We start from the raw sequence: 13,215 nt of genomic DNA on the forward strand, positions 1-13,215 counted from the left end.
GAATTGGGAAGAAAGCGGAAAAAAAATCTATTTCGATGGAATTTATGAGTAAAGCTCGAATATATCTAATAAAACACCCTACGGATAAACCAATAGGGTGTAAGAAGTTAGCGAGTTTTATATCAGCTACGCAGGCTGTAAAGTCAGGTTTTCTCGTTCGAGTTCGCTGATGTCGTGTTTGCCATCTTTGTGTGTTGCGGCAATCTCGACAAATTGATGTTCTACCGCCAAGAAAGCTTCTACAACCTCAGGGTCAAAGTGCTGACCTTTACCTTCAATAATGATCTCTTTGGCTTTGTCGTGGCTAAAAGCGGGTTTGTATACACGTTTCGATATCAAGGCGTCGTATACATCAGCCAACGCCATTAAGCGACCAGACAGTGGAATGTCTTCACCCGCCAATTGATTCGGATAACCTTGACCGTTCCACTTTTCGTGGTGAGTCAGCGATATCTCTTTAGCTACTCTTAGGAATGAGCTACTACCCAGTTGACCTTCGGCAATAGACAGCGCCTCAGCACCAATCTCTGGGTGCTTTTTCATGATATCGAACTCTTCATCTGTCAATTTACCTGGTTTGAGCAGTACATTGTCAGGAACACCCACCTTGCCGACATCATGCAGTGGTGCCGATTTGTAGAGCAGTTCAATGTATTCAGGTGTGAGCAATGATGAGTGTTTTGGCGAGAGGCTCATTTGCTCCGCCAATGCTTTTACGTACTCCTGCGTTCGTAAAATATGAGCGCCAGTTTCGTTGTCACGAGATTCCGCTAGGGCAGACAAGCTGACGATTGCCACGTCACGGGTCGTTTTGACCTCTCGCTGAATGGATTGCAGGCTATCAAGCATGTTATTGGTCAATGATGCCATCGAGCCAAGTTCATCGTGATTGAATACAGGCAGACGAGATTGAATGTTCCCTTTAGTTACTTCAACCAGTGCGCATTCATGACTGAGCAGAATTTTCTTAATCAGTTTGCTCCACATCGTCATGATCACCACGGCATAACCACCTAAAACCAAGGATAAGTAAGCAAACTCTTTCATTATGCTGATTTTGCCCGTACCGTCTAAGATGCGGTCTGGATTGTGTTCAAGCCAAAATACGTCTTTGATTGCGACCATACTTAGCATCAGGGTCAATGATGTTAGCAGTACCATCACCAAGCCTATCAGTTGCTTAACCAAAGACTGGCGAACACCATTAAGTTGAACGTTGCTGACACCTTGTTCATGGTAGGTATCCATCTGCTTGAGCTTGGAGTCGAGCTCTAGAATGCTACCCGTAAAGAATCCAAATAGCGCCAACCCGAATAGAACCTTCAGGTTGCTATCTAGGGGAAATTCGTAACTTAGGTTGTAATAGGTCGCGAGTGGGATACTAATCGCGAAAAATAGACTCGTATCTAGTTTGATGTATTGCCCTTGTTGGTAAACAGACCAACGAGGAGCAATGAAAAAACGAATAACAAACAGAATAGCAAACACTATGCTGACGTGAGTGATCGTTTCCATAGCCGTTAATGTTTCTAACATCGGACAAACTCGACTGCCATATGTCCCAAAAAGAACACCGGCGAGAACGTACAACTTGGCGGTTAGATTGGTATTGTGGTGTGAAGAATCCATCAATTAATCCTTGTTATTATCCTAGTCTGCTTCCAATGACTTATTAGTAGAACGAGACAGGCTAAAAAATATTTCTTCTGTATGGATTTTGATAATTCTATCGGTGAGAAAGAGCAATTGATATAACTAAGTGAAAGCTTTTATAGAATTGTTAAGTGTAGCGTTTGTCTGGGAGATGTTATTGGTAGAGGAAATTGGGTTCACTGACTTCTCTAACAGTCAGTGAACCATGGAAGCGTTATTTCTTAAGGTGAATTTCTGCTTCAACCGAACCCGCTTCGATTTCTGGGTGTGAAGCAAGCTTGTCCGCTGCCCACTGGTTGATGTGTTTTAGAATGGCCGATACGGCATGTTTTTGAGTAGCTGGCTGATCATCAACAACATCGAGTTTCTCTTTTGGATGTGAGCCAGTTGCGTCTTCAGCAATGTGTAGCCAATCTGGGTGCCAGTAGTAAGGTTGTCCACTTGGCGCTGTCCAACTGTGGACACCATTTGATTCACCTTTGTACTCTAAGTGTTCTGCTTCTATCTTTTTCATTATGGTCTCGCATTATTATTGTGAACATCTGTATAAGTTTAGAGCGATATGAATATCTCGCTATGCATCAAAGTTAGCAGAGCAGCTCATTAGTTCTGTGAAGTTTTTCACACAATTATATAAATGACGCTTAATCAGTGGGATAGCTATAATCTAAGCCCATGTTAATGCTAGAGTATTGGGTTTATTGATTCTTTAGGTAGTAAAACTTATGGCACGTTACGAAGAGCTGGCAAAGGATATTCGCACACAGATAGCCAACAATACTTGGCGATCTGGCGAAAAGATCCCGTCTGTTCGTATGAGCTGCCGTAACTATAAGGTCAGCAACAGCACGGTTCTTCAGGCGTACCAACTGTTAGAAAGCGAAGGCTGGATCATTGCCAAGCCTCAATCTGGCTACTTTGTTGCACCTAAAATCGAGAGCTTGGTGACGTTACCTGAAGTATCAGAACCCAAACGTGCGATCAACGATAGGTTATTCGACTTTTTGACCTCTAGCTCTGCTGAAGGAGTGGTGCCTTTTGGTTCTGCTTTCCCTGACCCGGACCTGTTCCCACTTCCAGTTTTGACAAGAAATCTTGCTAGTGCAGGGCGTAAGATGACGGGGGCGAGTGTTATCAATAACCTTCCTCCCGGGAGTGAATCTTTAAGGCGTCAAATCGCCCAGCGTTATCTACAGCAAGGAATTGTCGTTAGTCATCAAGATATTGTGATCACGTCTGGCGCTATGGAAGCCCTAAATCTTAGTCTACAAACGGTGACCAAACCGGGTGACACAGTAGTTATAGAAGCGCCAGCGTTTTATGGCGCGCTGCAAGCTGTGGAGAGGCTCGGATTGAACGCAGTAGAGGTAGAGGTTTGCCCTAAGGATGGATTGAACATCACTGCGTTTAAACAAGCGTTGATTGATCATGATGTCAAAGCGTGTTGGTTGATGACAACATTCCAAAACCCGACCGGAACCTGCCTGTCAGATAAGAGCAAAACAGAACTGGTAGCTATCGCTCGTGAACATCAAGCTTTGATCATCGAAGATGACGTTTATGCTGACCTCTATTACGAAGGCGAGAAACCTAAGCCGCTTAAAGCTTACGATACTAACGACTCGGTGTTGTTGTGTGGTTCCTATTCGAAGAGTTTGTGTCCCGGCTATCGAGTGGGTTGGGTAGTCAATGCTCGTTATCATAACCAAATCCAAAAACAGCAGCTTCTATCCACGCTATCGAGCAGTGCTCCGGTACAGCTGGGGGTTGCACATTTCTTGACTCATGAAAGCTACGATAATCACCTGCGGAAACTACGTAAGCACCTACAATCGAGGAAGCAAGAGTTTATCGAGGCAGTAACAGAGTATTTCCCTATATCAATTGAACTAGAAGAGCCGCAGGGTGGCTACTTTATTTGGATTCGTTTCCCTGAGTCATTCGACAGCCATAAGCTGTATAAGCAAGCAATGGAGAAGGGGATTAGTATCGCTTCGGGTGACCTGTTCAGCGAGAGTGATATGGTCTCTCACGCGATTCGACTTAACTTCTCTCATGAGCTGACTCAAGAGCGCCGTTCTGCGTTGAAAACGGTGGGCCAGCTCGCTCACCAACTGTTGCGTCAGTCATAAACCTCAACATTAAAAACTGTACGCCTTGAATCAGGCATAACTGTACGCCTTTCAATAAGATAATCTGTGTTTGAATAACGGTAGACCAAATATTGGAGAAACCGTTATGTTGAAATCACCTGCTGGAAATGAAATCAAACTTATCCTAGTCGCTATTGTATGTGCGGTACTGTTGATTTTCGGCCATGTGTTGTTGGCAAAAGCATTTGCTGATATGGCATGGACTGAATACACCACAGCTGCTATTCCATTTGTTCTATTTGGTATCTGTGCGCTGGCGATTCGTTACGCAGAAAAACAAGAAGAATCCTAACCGATTATCAATGACAGCTTTCTACTAAGGAGTAGGGAAGGAAAAATCTATTTCTTACTCCTTATCAAATTGGCTTGTCCAACTCATTACCACTCATTATTCGTCCTCACCAAATATATTCCCCCTGTCAAATGTAAGCCCGAGTAAGTACTTTCTCAAAAATTGTTAGTCATAGCCAAAATGTTGACCCCACTCTAAAGCTATTAATAAATTGATCAGCGAATAAACCTTGTTGTATTTATGTCAATTATTGGTCGTGCGCAAATTAGCAAACAGGTTGATGTGCTTACAGTGTCTTACATCATATTAATATCTCTCTCATACAATCGTATTGTTCAGTTGAGAGGAATAAATATGAATAAAATGAGTGTATTAGCAATCGGGCTGGTGGCGAGTTTTGCTCACAGTAGTGAACTTGTCGTTGACCTAAACGACTTATCGAATGTCACTGAGGTAGAAAGCCACGGATTGACATTGATAAGTGAATTTCATGGTTATGAGCTTGATGAAGGCCGTTATCGCTATGCGAACGACGTTGACCTTGATGGCTTAGATTGGTCTTTTTGGTACGGTGAGCATCAACATATAGCAAAGCCTGAAGTCAGCTATATCTCAAACGTGCGTGAAACAGGCAACTTAGAAAAAGTAAAAAACGGTACTACTAAGAATGCTATCGGCAACCGTTATTACTGGGATGGAGGAAGCTCGCTAGATTACAGTGACCAATTGGCAGACTCTGCAATTATTCATGGCAATGGTGGTTACGAGTTTACGGTAACTCCAGGAAAAGAGGGCGAGTTTGTTGTTGAGCTTTATACACACAATTGGTTGTCATCGTCCGATGTCACTGCTTGCCTCAAAAATCAATGTACAACTGTTCAGAACGACATCTCTTTCCACATGACCAGCGTGAAGAACACAATCCGCTTCCAATCTACATCGCCAGATGACCAACTGGTCGTAACCTATAGCCGTAGCCCGAGACAGTTCGATTTTGAACAAGATAAGGGGTATCACGCATTAGAAGCTATCCAGTTTATGGAGGTACGATAATCATGAAAAAACTGATTCTTGCATCAGCAATTTTGGCGACATTTTCAGCGCAAGCTGGCATTGGAAAAATGGATCGCTCGGTAACTCAGCACAAAGAATTTGCACTACAAAGTAAATTTGATTTCGCATGCCACATGAATGCCGGATCTGCGACGTTGATTGACCCGTACTGGGTCATCACAGCGAACCATGTGTCAGGAGCGAAGAGTGAAGGCTATCGCAACACGGTCACGTGCTCATCATTTAAAAAAGATGAGAATGGTGTTTATCAAACAGTACATTCATCACGCGCAAGTACAGATCCTAACGGTGTGTGGGGTGAATACGAGTTTACGGATGGTGTGTATGACTTTGCACTTGTCCGTTTAGACACGCCGATCACGGGTATCAAACCCGCTAAGCTTCCTGAAAAAGGCATGTTTAGCTATGACGAAATCTACGAAGTGAACACCATTGGATTTGGAAACTACAATGGCCGTAATGGTGGTAGAAAATTCGTCAAGTACAACGACACCGATAAAAAATGGCTGGCAGAGTACAAATACGATCCTGTCATCATGCCGCAGAGCAACCTCCAATGGTTGGCAATTCATGGTGATTCAGGCTCGGGTATTACGATTGAACGTGATGGTGAATTTTATATTTTGGGTGAGATTGGCCTGCAGTATTACGGTGAACTCGGTTGGCAAGATACTTATGATGACGTTATCGGCCGTTTAGACAGCATTAAACATGACATGAAAACACACGGCTTTAGTTACACAGAAGTCGTTGAGTTGAGTGATGTGAAATGGACACACGAAACACAGAATACAGTTGATGACCTGCATGCATTTTATAGCTACTGGCGCGCTGAAAACATGGACTTTAATGGTACTTACTGGACTGAAGACGGCGGTATCTATAACACAGTGTATGCCGCTGATGGTGAGCGCTATACTTTTGAAACGGTTATTCCTGCTAATCCAAAGGCGCCCGCGTTTGACCTCTTTATCAATGGTCGTCAGGTTGCCCACAATATCAAGGCGGACAAAGAGAGCCTGCTATTGAAGGTGAACGCTTTTGAGCAGAAAGGTGATCAAATGATTGTCGAATTCAAGCCAATCAATATCGACAAAAACAATGAATCAGTCGAGAAGATTCTGTTAGATCACTTTTTGGTACGACACGCAGGGGAATAGCTCCGCGGATTTAACCAATAAAAAACCTCCGCAATTGCGGAGGTTTTTGTTTTCTTTCTTTTAATTCGAGCTTAACGCGGAATTAGAAGTTCGCAGAGCGAGGAGTACGTGGGAATGGGATAACGTCACGTACGTTGCCCATGCCTGTTACGTAAGATACTAGACGCTCAAAACCTAGGCCGAAACCAGCGTGTGGCACTGTGCCGTATTTACGTAGGTCGCGGTACCAGCTCATGTGTTCTGGGTCGATACCTACTTCACGCATACGCTCGTCTAGGATGTCTAGACGCTCTTCACGCTGAGAACCACCGATGATTTCACCGATGCCAGGTGCTAGTACGTCCATCGCCGCTACTGTCTTACCGTCATCGTTCGCACGCATGTAGAATGCTTTGATGTCTTTCGGGTAGTTCTTCACGATTACTGGTGCTTTGAAGTGCTCTTCAGCTAGGTAACGCTCGTGCTCAGAAGACATGTCGATGCCCCATTCAACTGGGAATTCGAACTCACGACCTGAATCTAGAAGAATCTGGATTGCGTCAGTGTAGTCAACTTGTGCGAAGTCAGAAGAAACAAACTGCTCTAGACGAGTGATTGCTTCTTTGTCGATGCGTTGAGCGAAGAACTCAAGGTCATCACGGCACTCTTCAAGTACTGCTTTGAACACGAACTTAAGCATGTCTTCAGACAGCTTAGCAACGTCTTCTAGGTCAGCGAATGCAACTTCAGGCTCAACCATCCAGAACTCAGCTAGGTGGCGGCTTGTGTTTGAGTTTTCAGCACGGAACGTAGGACCGAACGTGTAAACTTTGCTTAGTGCACAAGCGTAAGCTTCTGCGTTTAGCTGACCAGATACCGTTAGGAATGTCTCTTTGCCGAAGAAATCTTCGTTGTAATCTACATCGCCTTTCTCTGTGCGAGGTAGGTTTTCCATGTCTAGCGTAGAAACGCGGAACATCTCACCAGCACCTTCTGCATCAGAAGCTGTGATCAGTGGAGCAGATACCCAGAAGAAACCTTGCTCGTGGTAGAAGCGGTGAATTGCTTGAGATAGGCAGTTACGAACACGCGCAACAGCACCGATTACGTTAGTACGTGGGCGTAGGTGCGCTACTTCACGAAGGTACTCGATAGAGTGACGAGTTTTCGCCATTGGGTAAGTTTCTGCGTCTTCAACCCAACCTACAACTTTAACGTCAGTTGCAGCAAGTTCGAAGTCTTGACCTTTCGCAGGAGACTCAACAATCTTACCAGTTACTTCAACAGAGCAGCCTGTAGTCAGCTTTAGTACTTCGTCTTCGTAATTATTAAGATTATTAGGGACCACGGCCTGAATCGGGTCGAAACAAGAGCCGTCATAAATGGCAAGGAAAGAGATTCCAGCTTTGGAATCACGACGTGAACGGATCCAGCCGCGAACAGTTACTTCACTGTTTACCGCTAGCTTGCCGCCAAGTACGTCTTTTACAGGCGCGTAAGTCATGTTGGTTTCATTCTCCATTGAGGGACAAATTCAACCCAATGCTAAATCACGATAGTTTTAATTTTCTGATACTTGAACAAAAAACAATCGAAACATTGAGTTGTATAAACTTTTTAAATCAATGGAACATATTACCTGTCACACAGAGAGCTTCAACCTTTATTGTTAGTTGAAGAAAGAAATATTTCCTATATGGACTTATTTTTCTTTAAAGGCCGACTTTTTACTCTATAAGTCGGCCTTGTTTTAGATATGAAGAAGCGTGATTAGCTTCCTTGTTGCTTATTAGAAAGGGTAAATTGGTTGATTAAGCTCTCTAGGTGGTCAGACAGCTCTTCAAGGTCGTTACTGATGTCACGAGTACTTGCTGCTGATTGTGATGTGTTATTGGCATGAGATGTGATCGCTTCAATCTTATTCTGCACATCTTTCGTTGCGTGCGTGGTGGATTGAGTCTGATGCTGAATATCTTGAGCGTGCGCTAATACCTGCTTCATCTCCTCAACAACGCCATTCATCTCTTCAGCTAGCGCGTCGATATCGGTCGAGCTTTGGTAAGCCTGAGCACATACATGATCGGCAGATTGCAGAGATTGCTCACTACCTTGCTGGAATTGATTGATGATCGACTCGATGTTGCCTGTGGCTTCTGCCGTGCGAGAGGCTAGGTGGCGAACTTCATCGGCAACCACCGCAAACCCGCGGCCTTGTTCCCCAGCACGTGCTGCTTCAATCGCCGCATTGAGCGCCAATAGGTTGGTTTGCTCGGCAATTCCATGAATCACGGTCAAGATAGAAGACACTTCGCCGGTTTGTTGATTGAGAGAAGAAATCTTATCTTTCACCTCTTCGATGCTGGTCACTAGGTTTTTAATCTCATTACTTGCATCGTGAGCTTGGTTTGCGCTCTTGAATGCGACGTCAGCGGTATGGTTGATTAGGTTCGAAGCCGTGACAGTGGCTTGCTCAGCACTCACTTGTTGCACTTGAATCCCTTCAATATTGCTCTGCACTTCGGCTGTCTCGCCTTGCTGATCGCTGGCGGCTGTCTCAGTAATGTGAGCAACACTGGTCAATTGGTTTGCCGACGCATTCAGTTTATGTGAGGTGTCTTGTACCTGACCTAAACTGTTCGAGACCGTCTTCATAAAAGAGTTGATCGCTGCTGATAGCGAACCAATTTCGTCATTACGCTCAATTGGCAACCTTTCAGATAGGTTTTTGTCGTCGCTGACGCGCGTCATGAAACGAGCGGTTTGCTGAAGAGGGCGGACAATGATCTTGCGGATAAGCCCCATGGTCAGAGCAAAGCCAACAAAAGAGATCACAGCCATGATGGCAATAGCAGTCACAGTTTGAGTATGAATAAGGTCGTTTACATGGCTCAAGTTGTACTCAAGACGAATTGCGCCGAGCACTTCACCTTCCGGTGCCATATGACAAGACACACAGTTAGTGCCGCGGTAATTCTCACTCGACTTCATTGGCAGGGCGATGACCAGTCCTTTGCCCCAATCTGCACTGAAAGGTTCAATGACCGTTTCACCGGCTAGTGCACGCTTGTCGATGTCGTCTTTCGGTTGTTGATCTGCACTGCCTGGACCATAAAGTTTGCTTACGGTGTCTGCTCTAAGCACGCGAACATCTTCGATGCCTTCTTGCGCCAGTGCTTTATGACGTAGCGTCTCTTTTTGCGACATGGTGCCTGTCAGCATCATCATATTGAGGCTATCGAAATAGTTACTGGCTTTATCGTGCAGTTGCTCACTCAAAACTGAGTTTACAAGTTGCTTCTGCTGCGTGTATTGAAAGTATGTAGAGATAGCGAGGAGTAGGGAGAAAACTACGGCCAGTGCTACCAGTATTTTAAACGTTATTGTTGAGCGCATACTGAACACATATTTTTATTAATTATAATGACGAGCATACTGTAGCGGCAAAGTTATGCGGTACCTACCATAAAGGGGTAATTGTGTGACCATACTCCGATTGTGGTTATGTTTCTGTGATGTAGCAGCTTTGTGATGGAAAATTGGCGTCAAAACGTCATAAAAACAGCGCACTTAGCGTCATATTTTGATCCTCTTTCAACTAATGGGATTTTTAATTGATGTATTTATCTATAGTGATGGATGTGAGATTGAAAATGAAAATGACATGTAAATAGGAGTTAAGACTTTTAAATAAATGTGGCGAATAGGATCGTTTGAACGAGTAATTTAGAATATATGTGATGTTTTTTAACTCTGATTGTTTAAATTACATACGAACGAACAAAAAATAGCAGAAAATAAGGTTGTGCCGTTGTTTTTCAGGTGTCTTTCGTTAAGATGAATTTACCTCAATACTTGAGGAAGGCAGTAATGGATCGCTGCTTGTAATAACACGGAATGTGATTAATTTGGACACATAGATGAAATTCAAAATCACATCACCAATCATCGAACCGACAGAAGGTTCACCACATCAGCAACAGAACTCTTCAGTTGCCTCTCTTTCTCTACAATCTCGCTTTTATCACAGCTCGCTTTCTACTGCCTTCTCGCGATTTAACTCCGCTTATCGCTCCTATCGATATTCGTTTTAAAGCTTAACTTCTTTCGAATTTTCTTTGCATCTTGATTGATGACAGAGAAGTACACCTATTAAAAACTAAACAAATAAGTTAAAGACAATGAATATTAAAATGATAGGGAGCTCCCTAATTATCGCTGGTACCGCTCTGGGTGCTGGTATGCTTGCAATTCCAATGGTTCTTGCTCAATTTGGATTGCTATACGGTTCACTTTTGATGGTACTGATCTGCTTCGGTACTACTTATGCGGCGCTTCTGCTCCTTGAAGCGACAATCAAGGCTGGTGGCGGCCTTGGTTTGAACTCAATCGCGCGTAAAACTCTAGGCAAACAAGGGCAGCTGATTACTAATGGTCTGCTTTACGCTCTGCTAATCTGCTTATTGATGGCGTACATCCTAGGTGCTGGCGATCTTCTAAGCCAACTACTTGCAAGCCTTGGCATTAATATCAGTGCTACGACAGGCCAGATTGCATTTACCTTGATCGCGGGTGCAGTGGTTGCGTGTGGTACAGGTGTGATTGATAAGCTTAACCGAGCGCTATTCTTTGTGATGCTAGCAAGCCTTGTGATTACGATGACGTTCCTTGCTCCTGGTATGACACAAGAAAACCTGACGCAAGTAACGAGTCATGATCACGTCGCGCTAATTAAAACCAGTGCGATCTTGTTTACCAGTTTTGGTTTCATGGTGGTGATTCCTACGCTGGTTTCTTACAACCAAGAAGCGACAGACAAGCAACTACGCAACATGGTGATTGTCGGTTCCTTGATTCCGCTTGTGTGTTACCTATGTTGGTTATTTGCCGTAGTGGGCAACCTAAGCGAAGAGCAATTTAGAAGCTTCCATAACGTGTCAGACTTGATGGCCGCGTTTGAGACCAAGTCTCCATGGATTGGTAACATCCTGTCGACCTTCACGGGCTTGGCACTATTGACCTCTTTCTTTGGTGTAGCAATGGCTCTGTTTAACCAAAATCGAGACATGTTTAACCAGAACACAGCGGTAACTTACGTAATTAGCTTTATTCTGCCTCTTACTGGTTCACTGCTGGCAGCCGATAAGTTTCTACAGGTATTGAACTACGCAGGTATTATCTTGGTGTTCTTGGCGGTGTTTATTCCACTAGTGATGGTTCACAAGCAGCGATTTATGAAAGTGGCTGAAGATAGATATTCAGCGGAAGGTGGCAGCGTGATGATGCTATTTTCTCTGCTGTTTGGTTGCTTCTTGATTATCTCTCAAGTGATTTAATTCGACGCTAGCCATAAGCATCAAAATAATAGATACAAAAAAGGAACGCCTCGGCGTTCCTTTTCTTTATAAGCAAATTAAATGTGAGTGCTAATTAGCAAACCACTTTGATTGCTAGACCACCTTGAGAAGTCTCACGGTATTTCGCGTTCATGTCTTTACCAGTCTCTAGCATCGTTTCGATAACTTTATCTAGAGATACAGTAGGAGCAGAAGAACGACGCAGTGCCATGCGAGTCGAGTTGATCGCTTTTACTGCAGCAATACCGTTACGCTCGATACATGGTACTTGTACTTGGCCAGCAACCGGGTCACATGTTAGACCTAGGTTGTGCTCCATCGCGATCTCTGCAGCCATACATACTTGCTCTGGGCTACCACCCATAAGCTCAGCAAGACCTGCAGCAGCCATAGAACATGCCACACCAACTTCACCCTGACAGCCAACCTCTGCACCAGAGATAGAAGCGTTACGCTTGTAAAGACCACCGATCGCGCCAGAAGCTGCGAAGTAACGGATGTAGTCTTTCTCTGTTACTGTTTGGATAAACTTGTCGTAGTAAGCCAGTACCGCAGGGATGATGCCACATGCGCCGTTTGTTGGTGCAGTAACTACACGACCGCCAGCTGCGTTCTCTTCGTTAACAGCGAAAGCGAACATGTTTACCCAGTCAACAACCGACATTGGATCGTTAGTTGTTTTCTCTGAAGTCATCAGCTGTTGGCGAAGTGCCGCAGCACGACGAGGTACACGTAGTGGACCAGGCAGGATACCTTCAGTGTTCATGCCGCGATCCATACATTCACGCATCGTTTTCCAGATGTTCGCGAAGTAAGTGCGAGACTCTTCATCAGAGTGAAGGGCTGCCTGGTTCTTCATCACAAGCGTGCTGATAGAAAGACCGCTCTCTTTACACTGGTTCACTAGCTCTTCAGCGGTTGTGAATTCGTAAGGCGATTTGATTGGGTTCTCTTCTTCTTTGCCGAAGTTCTCTTCGTCAACGATGAAGCCACCACCAATAGAATAATAAGTCTTTGAGTACGCTTTTTCGTCATCGATCCAAGCGTGGATGCTCATGCCGTTTTCGTGTAGCTCAAGGTTAGTAGTATGGAAGTTCATACCACCGTCTTTCGGGAACGATACTGTGTGACAGTGCATGCCAACAGGAAGGCGCTCAGTTTCTTCTACGCGAGCGATAAAGCCCGGAATAGAATCGATGTCTACTTTCTCAGGGGTGTTGCCAGCAAGACCCATGATGATAGCGATATCTGTGTGGTGACCTTTCCCTGTCAGTGATAGTGATCCATATACGTCCACGGTGATTTTAGTGATGTCGCGCAATTTTCCCATTGAACGAAGATCATCAATAAACTCTTTACCCGCTTTCATTGGTCCAACTGTGTGTGAGCTCGATGGACCAACACCGATTTTATAGATATCAAAAACACTAATCATAGTGATTACCTCAAAAGAGAGCCTCCCAAGGGGAGTAGGGAGGCTCATTTATTATCATTATATTTGGTTTTAATGCTCAGCTTGCTCAATGAGTAATACTTCACTCATGTGCGTC

11 protein-coding genes are annotated in these 13,215 nt (G+C 44.4%); 6 read left to right on the top strand and 5 right to left on the bottom strand.

Going from position 1 to position 13,215, the window contains the following annotated elements; genetic code table 11:
* Nucleotides 1–126: 126 nt before the first annotated feature.
* Entirely contained in the window at nucleotides 127–1,629 is a 1,503-nt protein-coding gene (locus VFDL14_RS22280) for an HD-GYP domain-containing protein (protein WP_032548729.1), read from the bottom strand.
* A 238-nt stretch (nucleotides 1,630–1,867) separates the two neighbouring features.
* A complete protein-coding gene (locus tag VFDL14_RS22275) occupies nucleotides 1,868–2,167 on the bottom strand; it encodes a hypothetical protein (protein WP_032548730.1) in 300 nt (99 codons plus the stop codon).
* Nucleotides 2,168–2,378: 211 nt separating this feature from the next.
* Here VFDL14_RS22275 and VFDL14_RS22270 point away from each other — a divergent pair, with 211 nt between their 5' ends.
* From VFDL14_RS22270 to VFDL14_RS22255, 4 genes are all read left to right on the top strand, one after another.
* Nucleotides 2,379–3,785, top strand: coding sequence for a PLP-dependent aminotransferase family protein (locus tag VFDL14_RS22270; protein ID WP_032548731.1), 1,407 nt, complete (start codon nucleotides 2,379–2,381; stop codon nucleotides 3,783–3,785).
* A gap of 106 nt (nucleotides 3,786–3,891) precedes the next feature.
* Nucleotides 3,892–4,098: a hypothetical protein gene (locus tag VFDL14_RS22265; protein WP_032548732.1), complete on the top strand. Its 207-nt coding sequence runs from the start codon at nucleotides 3,892–3,894 to the stop codon at nucleotides 4,096–4,098.
* Nucleotides 4,099–4,452: 354 nt separating this feature from the next.
* Nucleotides 4,453–5,151 (top strand): hypothetical protein, encoded by a 699-nt coding sequence (locus VFDL14_RS22260; RefSeq protein ID WP_419177356.1) that lies wholly within the window; start codon nucleotides 4,453–4,455, stop codon nucleotides 5,149–5,151.
* Nucleotides 5,152–5,153: 2 nt separating this feature from the next.
* Nucleotides 5,154–6,332 (top strand): trypsin-like serine peptidase, encoded by a 1,179-nt coding sequence (locus tag VFDL14_RS22255; RefSeq protein ID WP_032548735.1) that lies wholly within the window; start codon nucleotides 5,154–5,156, stop codon nucleotides 6,330–6,332.
* A gap of 82 nt (nucleotides 6,333–6,414) precedes the next feature.
* Here the strand turns inward: VFDL14_RS22255 and asnS are convergent, their stop codons facing one another.
* Nucleotides 6,415–7,815: an asparagine--tRNA ligase gene (asnS, locus tag VFDL14_RS22250; RefSeq protein WP_032548736.1), complete on the bottom strand. Its 1,401-nt coding sequence runs from the start codon at nucleotides 7,813–7,815 to the stop codon at nucleotides 6,415–6,417.
* Between the two features lie 266 nt (nucleotides 7,816–8,081).
* Nucleotides 8,082–9,704 (bottom strand): methyl-accepting chemotaxis protein, encoded by a 1,623-nt coding sequence (locus VFDL14_RS22245; protein WP_032548737.1) that lies wholly within the window; start codon nucleotides 9,702–9,704, stop codon nucleotides 8,082–8,084.
* 524 nt (nucleotides 9,705–10,228) lie between these two features.
* Here VFDL14_RS22245 and VFDL14_RS24475 point away from each other — a divergent pair.
* Together VFDL14_RS24475 and VFDL14_RS22240 are read left to right on the top strand one after the other, a co-directional pair.
* Entirely contained in the window at nucleotides 10,229–10,402 is a 174-nt protein-coding gene (locus VFDL14_RS24475; RefSeq protein WP_160168781.1) for a hypothetical protein, read from the top strand.
* Nucleotides 10,403–10,501: 99 nt separating this feature from the next.
* Complete coding sequence (locus VFDL14_RS22240) at nucleotides 10,502–11,644, top strand: amino acid permease (RefSeq protein WP_152549182.1); 1,143 nt, start codon at nucleotides 10,502–10,504, stop codon at nucleotides 11,642–11,644.
* 94 nt (nucleotides 11,645–11,738) lie between these two features.
* Here VFDL14_RS22240 and VFDL14_RS22235 read toward each other — a convergent pair whose 3' ends face one another.
* Nucleotides 11,739–13,100, bottom strand: a complete 1,362-nt coding sequence (locus tag VFDL14_RS22235) for an L-serine ammonia-lyase (protein ID WP_032548739.1) — start codon at nucleotides 13,098–13,100, stop codon at nucleotides 11,739–11,741.
* Nucleotides 13,101–13,215: the final 115 nt, after the last annotated feature.

This window comes from Vibrio fortis (assembly GCF_000695685.1).
GTDB classification, from domain to species: domain Bacteria; phylum Pseudomonadota; class Gammaproteobacteria; order Enterobacterales; family Vibrionaceae; genus Vibrio; species Vibrio fortis_A.

Coding starts and splice junctions, on each gene's coding strand:
- VFDL14_RS22265 (WP_032548732.1), top strand. CDS start 3,892: ATGTTGAAATCACCTGCTGGAAATGAAATCAAACTTATCCTAGTCGCT.
- VFDL14_RS22240 (WP_152549182.1), top strand. CDS start 10,502: ATGATAGGGAGCTCCCTAATTATCGCTGGTACCGCTCTGGGTGCTGGT.
- VFDL14_RS22260 (WP_419177356.1), top strand. CDS start 4,453: ATGAATAAAATGAGTGTATTAGCAATCGGGCTGGTGGCGAGTTTTGCT.
- VFDL14_RS22280 (WP_032548729.1), bottom strand. CDS start 1,629: ATGGATTCTTCACACCACAATACCAATCTAACCGCCAAGTTGTACGTT.
- VFDL14_RS22275 (WP_032548730.1), bottom strand. CDS start 2,167: ATGAAAAAGATAGAAGCAGAACACTTAGAGTACAAAGGTGAATCAAAT.
- VFDL14_RS22270 (WP_032548731.1), top strand. CDS start 2,379: ATGGCACGTTACGAAGAGCTGGCAAAGGATATTCGCACACAGATAGCC.
- VFDL14_RS24475 (WP_160168781.1), top strand. CDS start 10,229: ATGAAATTCAAAATCACATCACCAATCATCGAACCGACAGAAGGTTCA.
- VFDL14_RS22235 (WP_032548739.1), bottom strand. CDS start 13,100: ATGATTAGTGTTTTTGATATCTATAAAATCGGTGTTGGTCCATCGAGC.
- VFDL14_RS22255 (WP_032548735.1), top strand. CDS start 5,154: ATGAAAAAACTGATTCTTGCATCAGCAATTTTGGCGACATTTTCAGCG.
- VFDL14_RS22245 (WP_032548737.1), bottom strand. CDS start 9,704: ATGCGCTCAACAATAACGTTTAAAATACTGGTAGCACTGGCCGTAGTT.
- asnS (WP_032548736.1), bottom strand. CDS start 7,815: ATGACTTACGCGCCTGTAAAAGACGTACTTGGCGGCAAGCTAGCGGTA.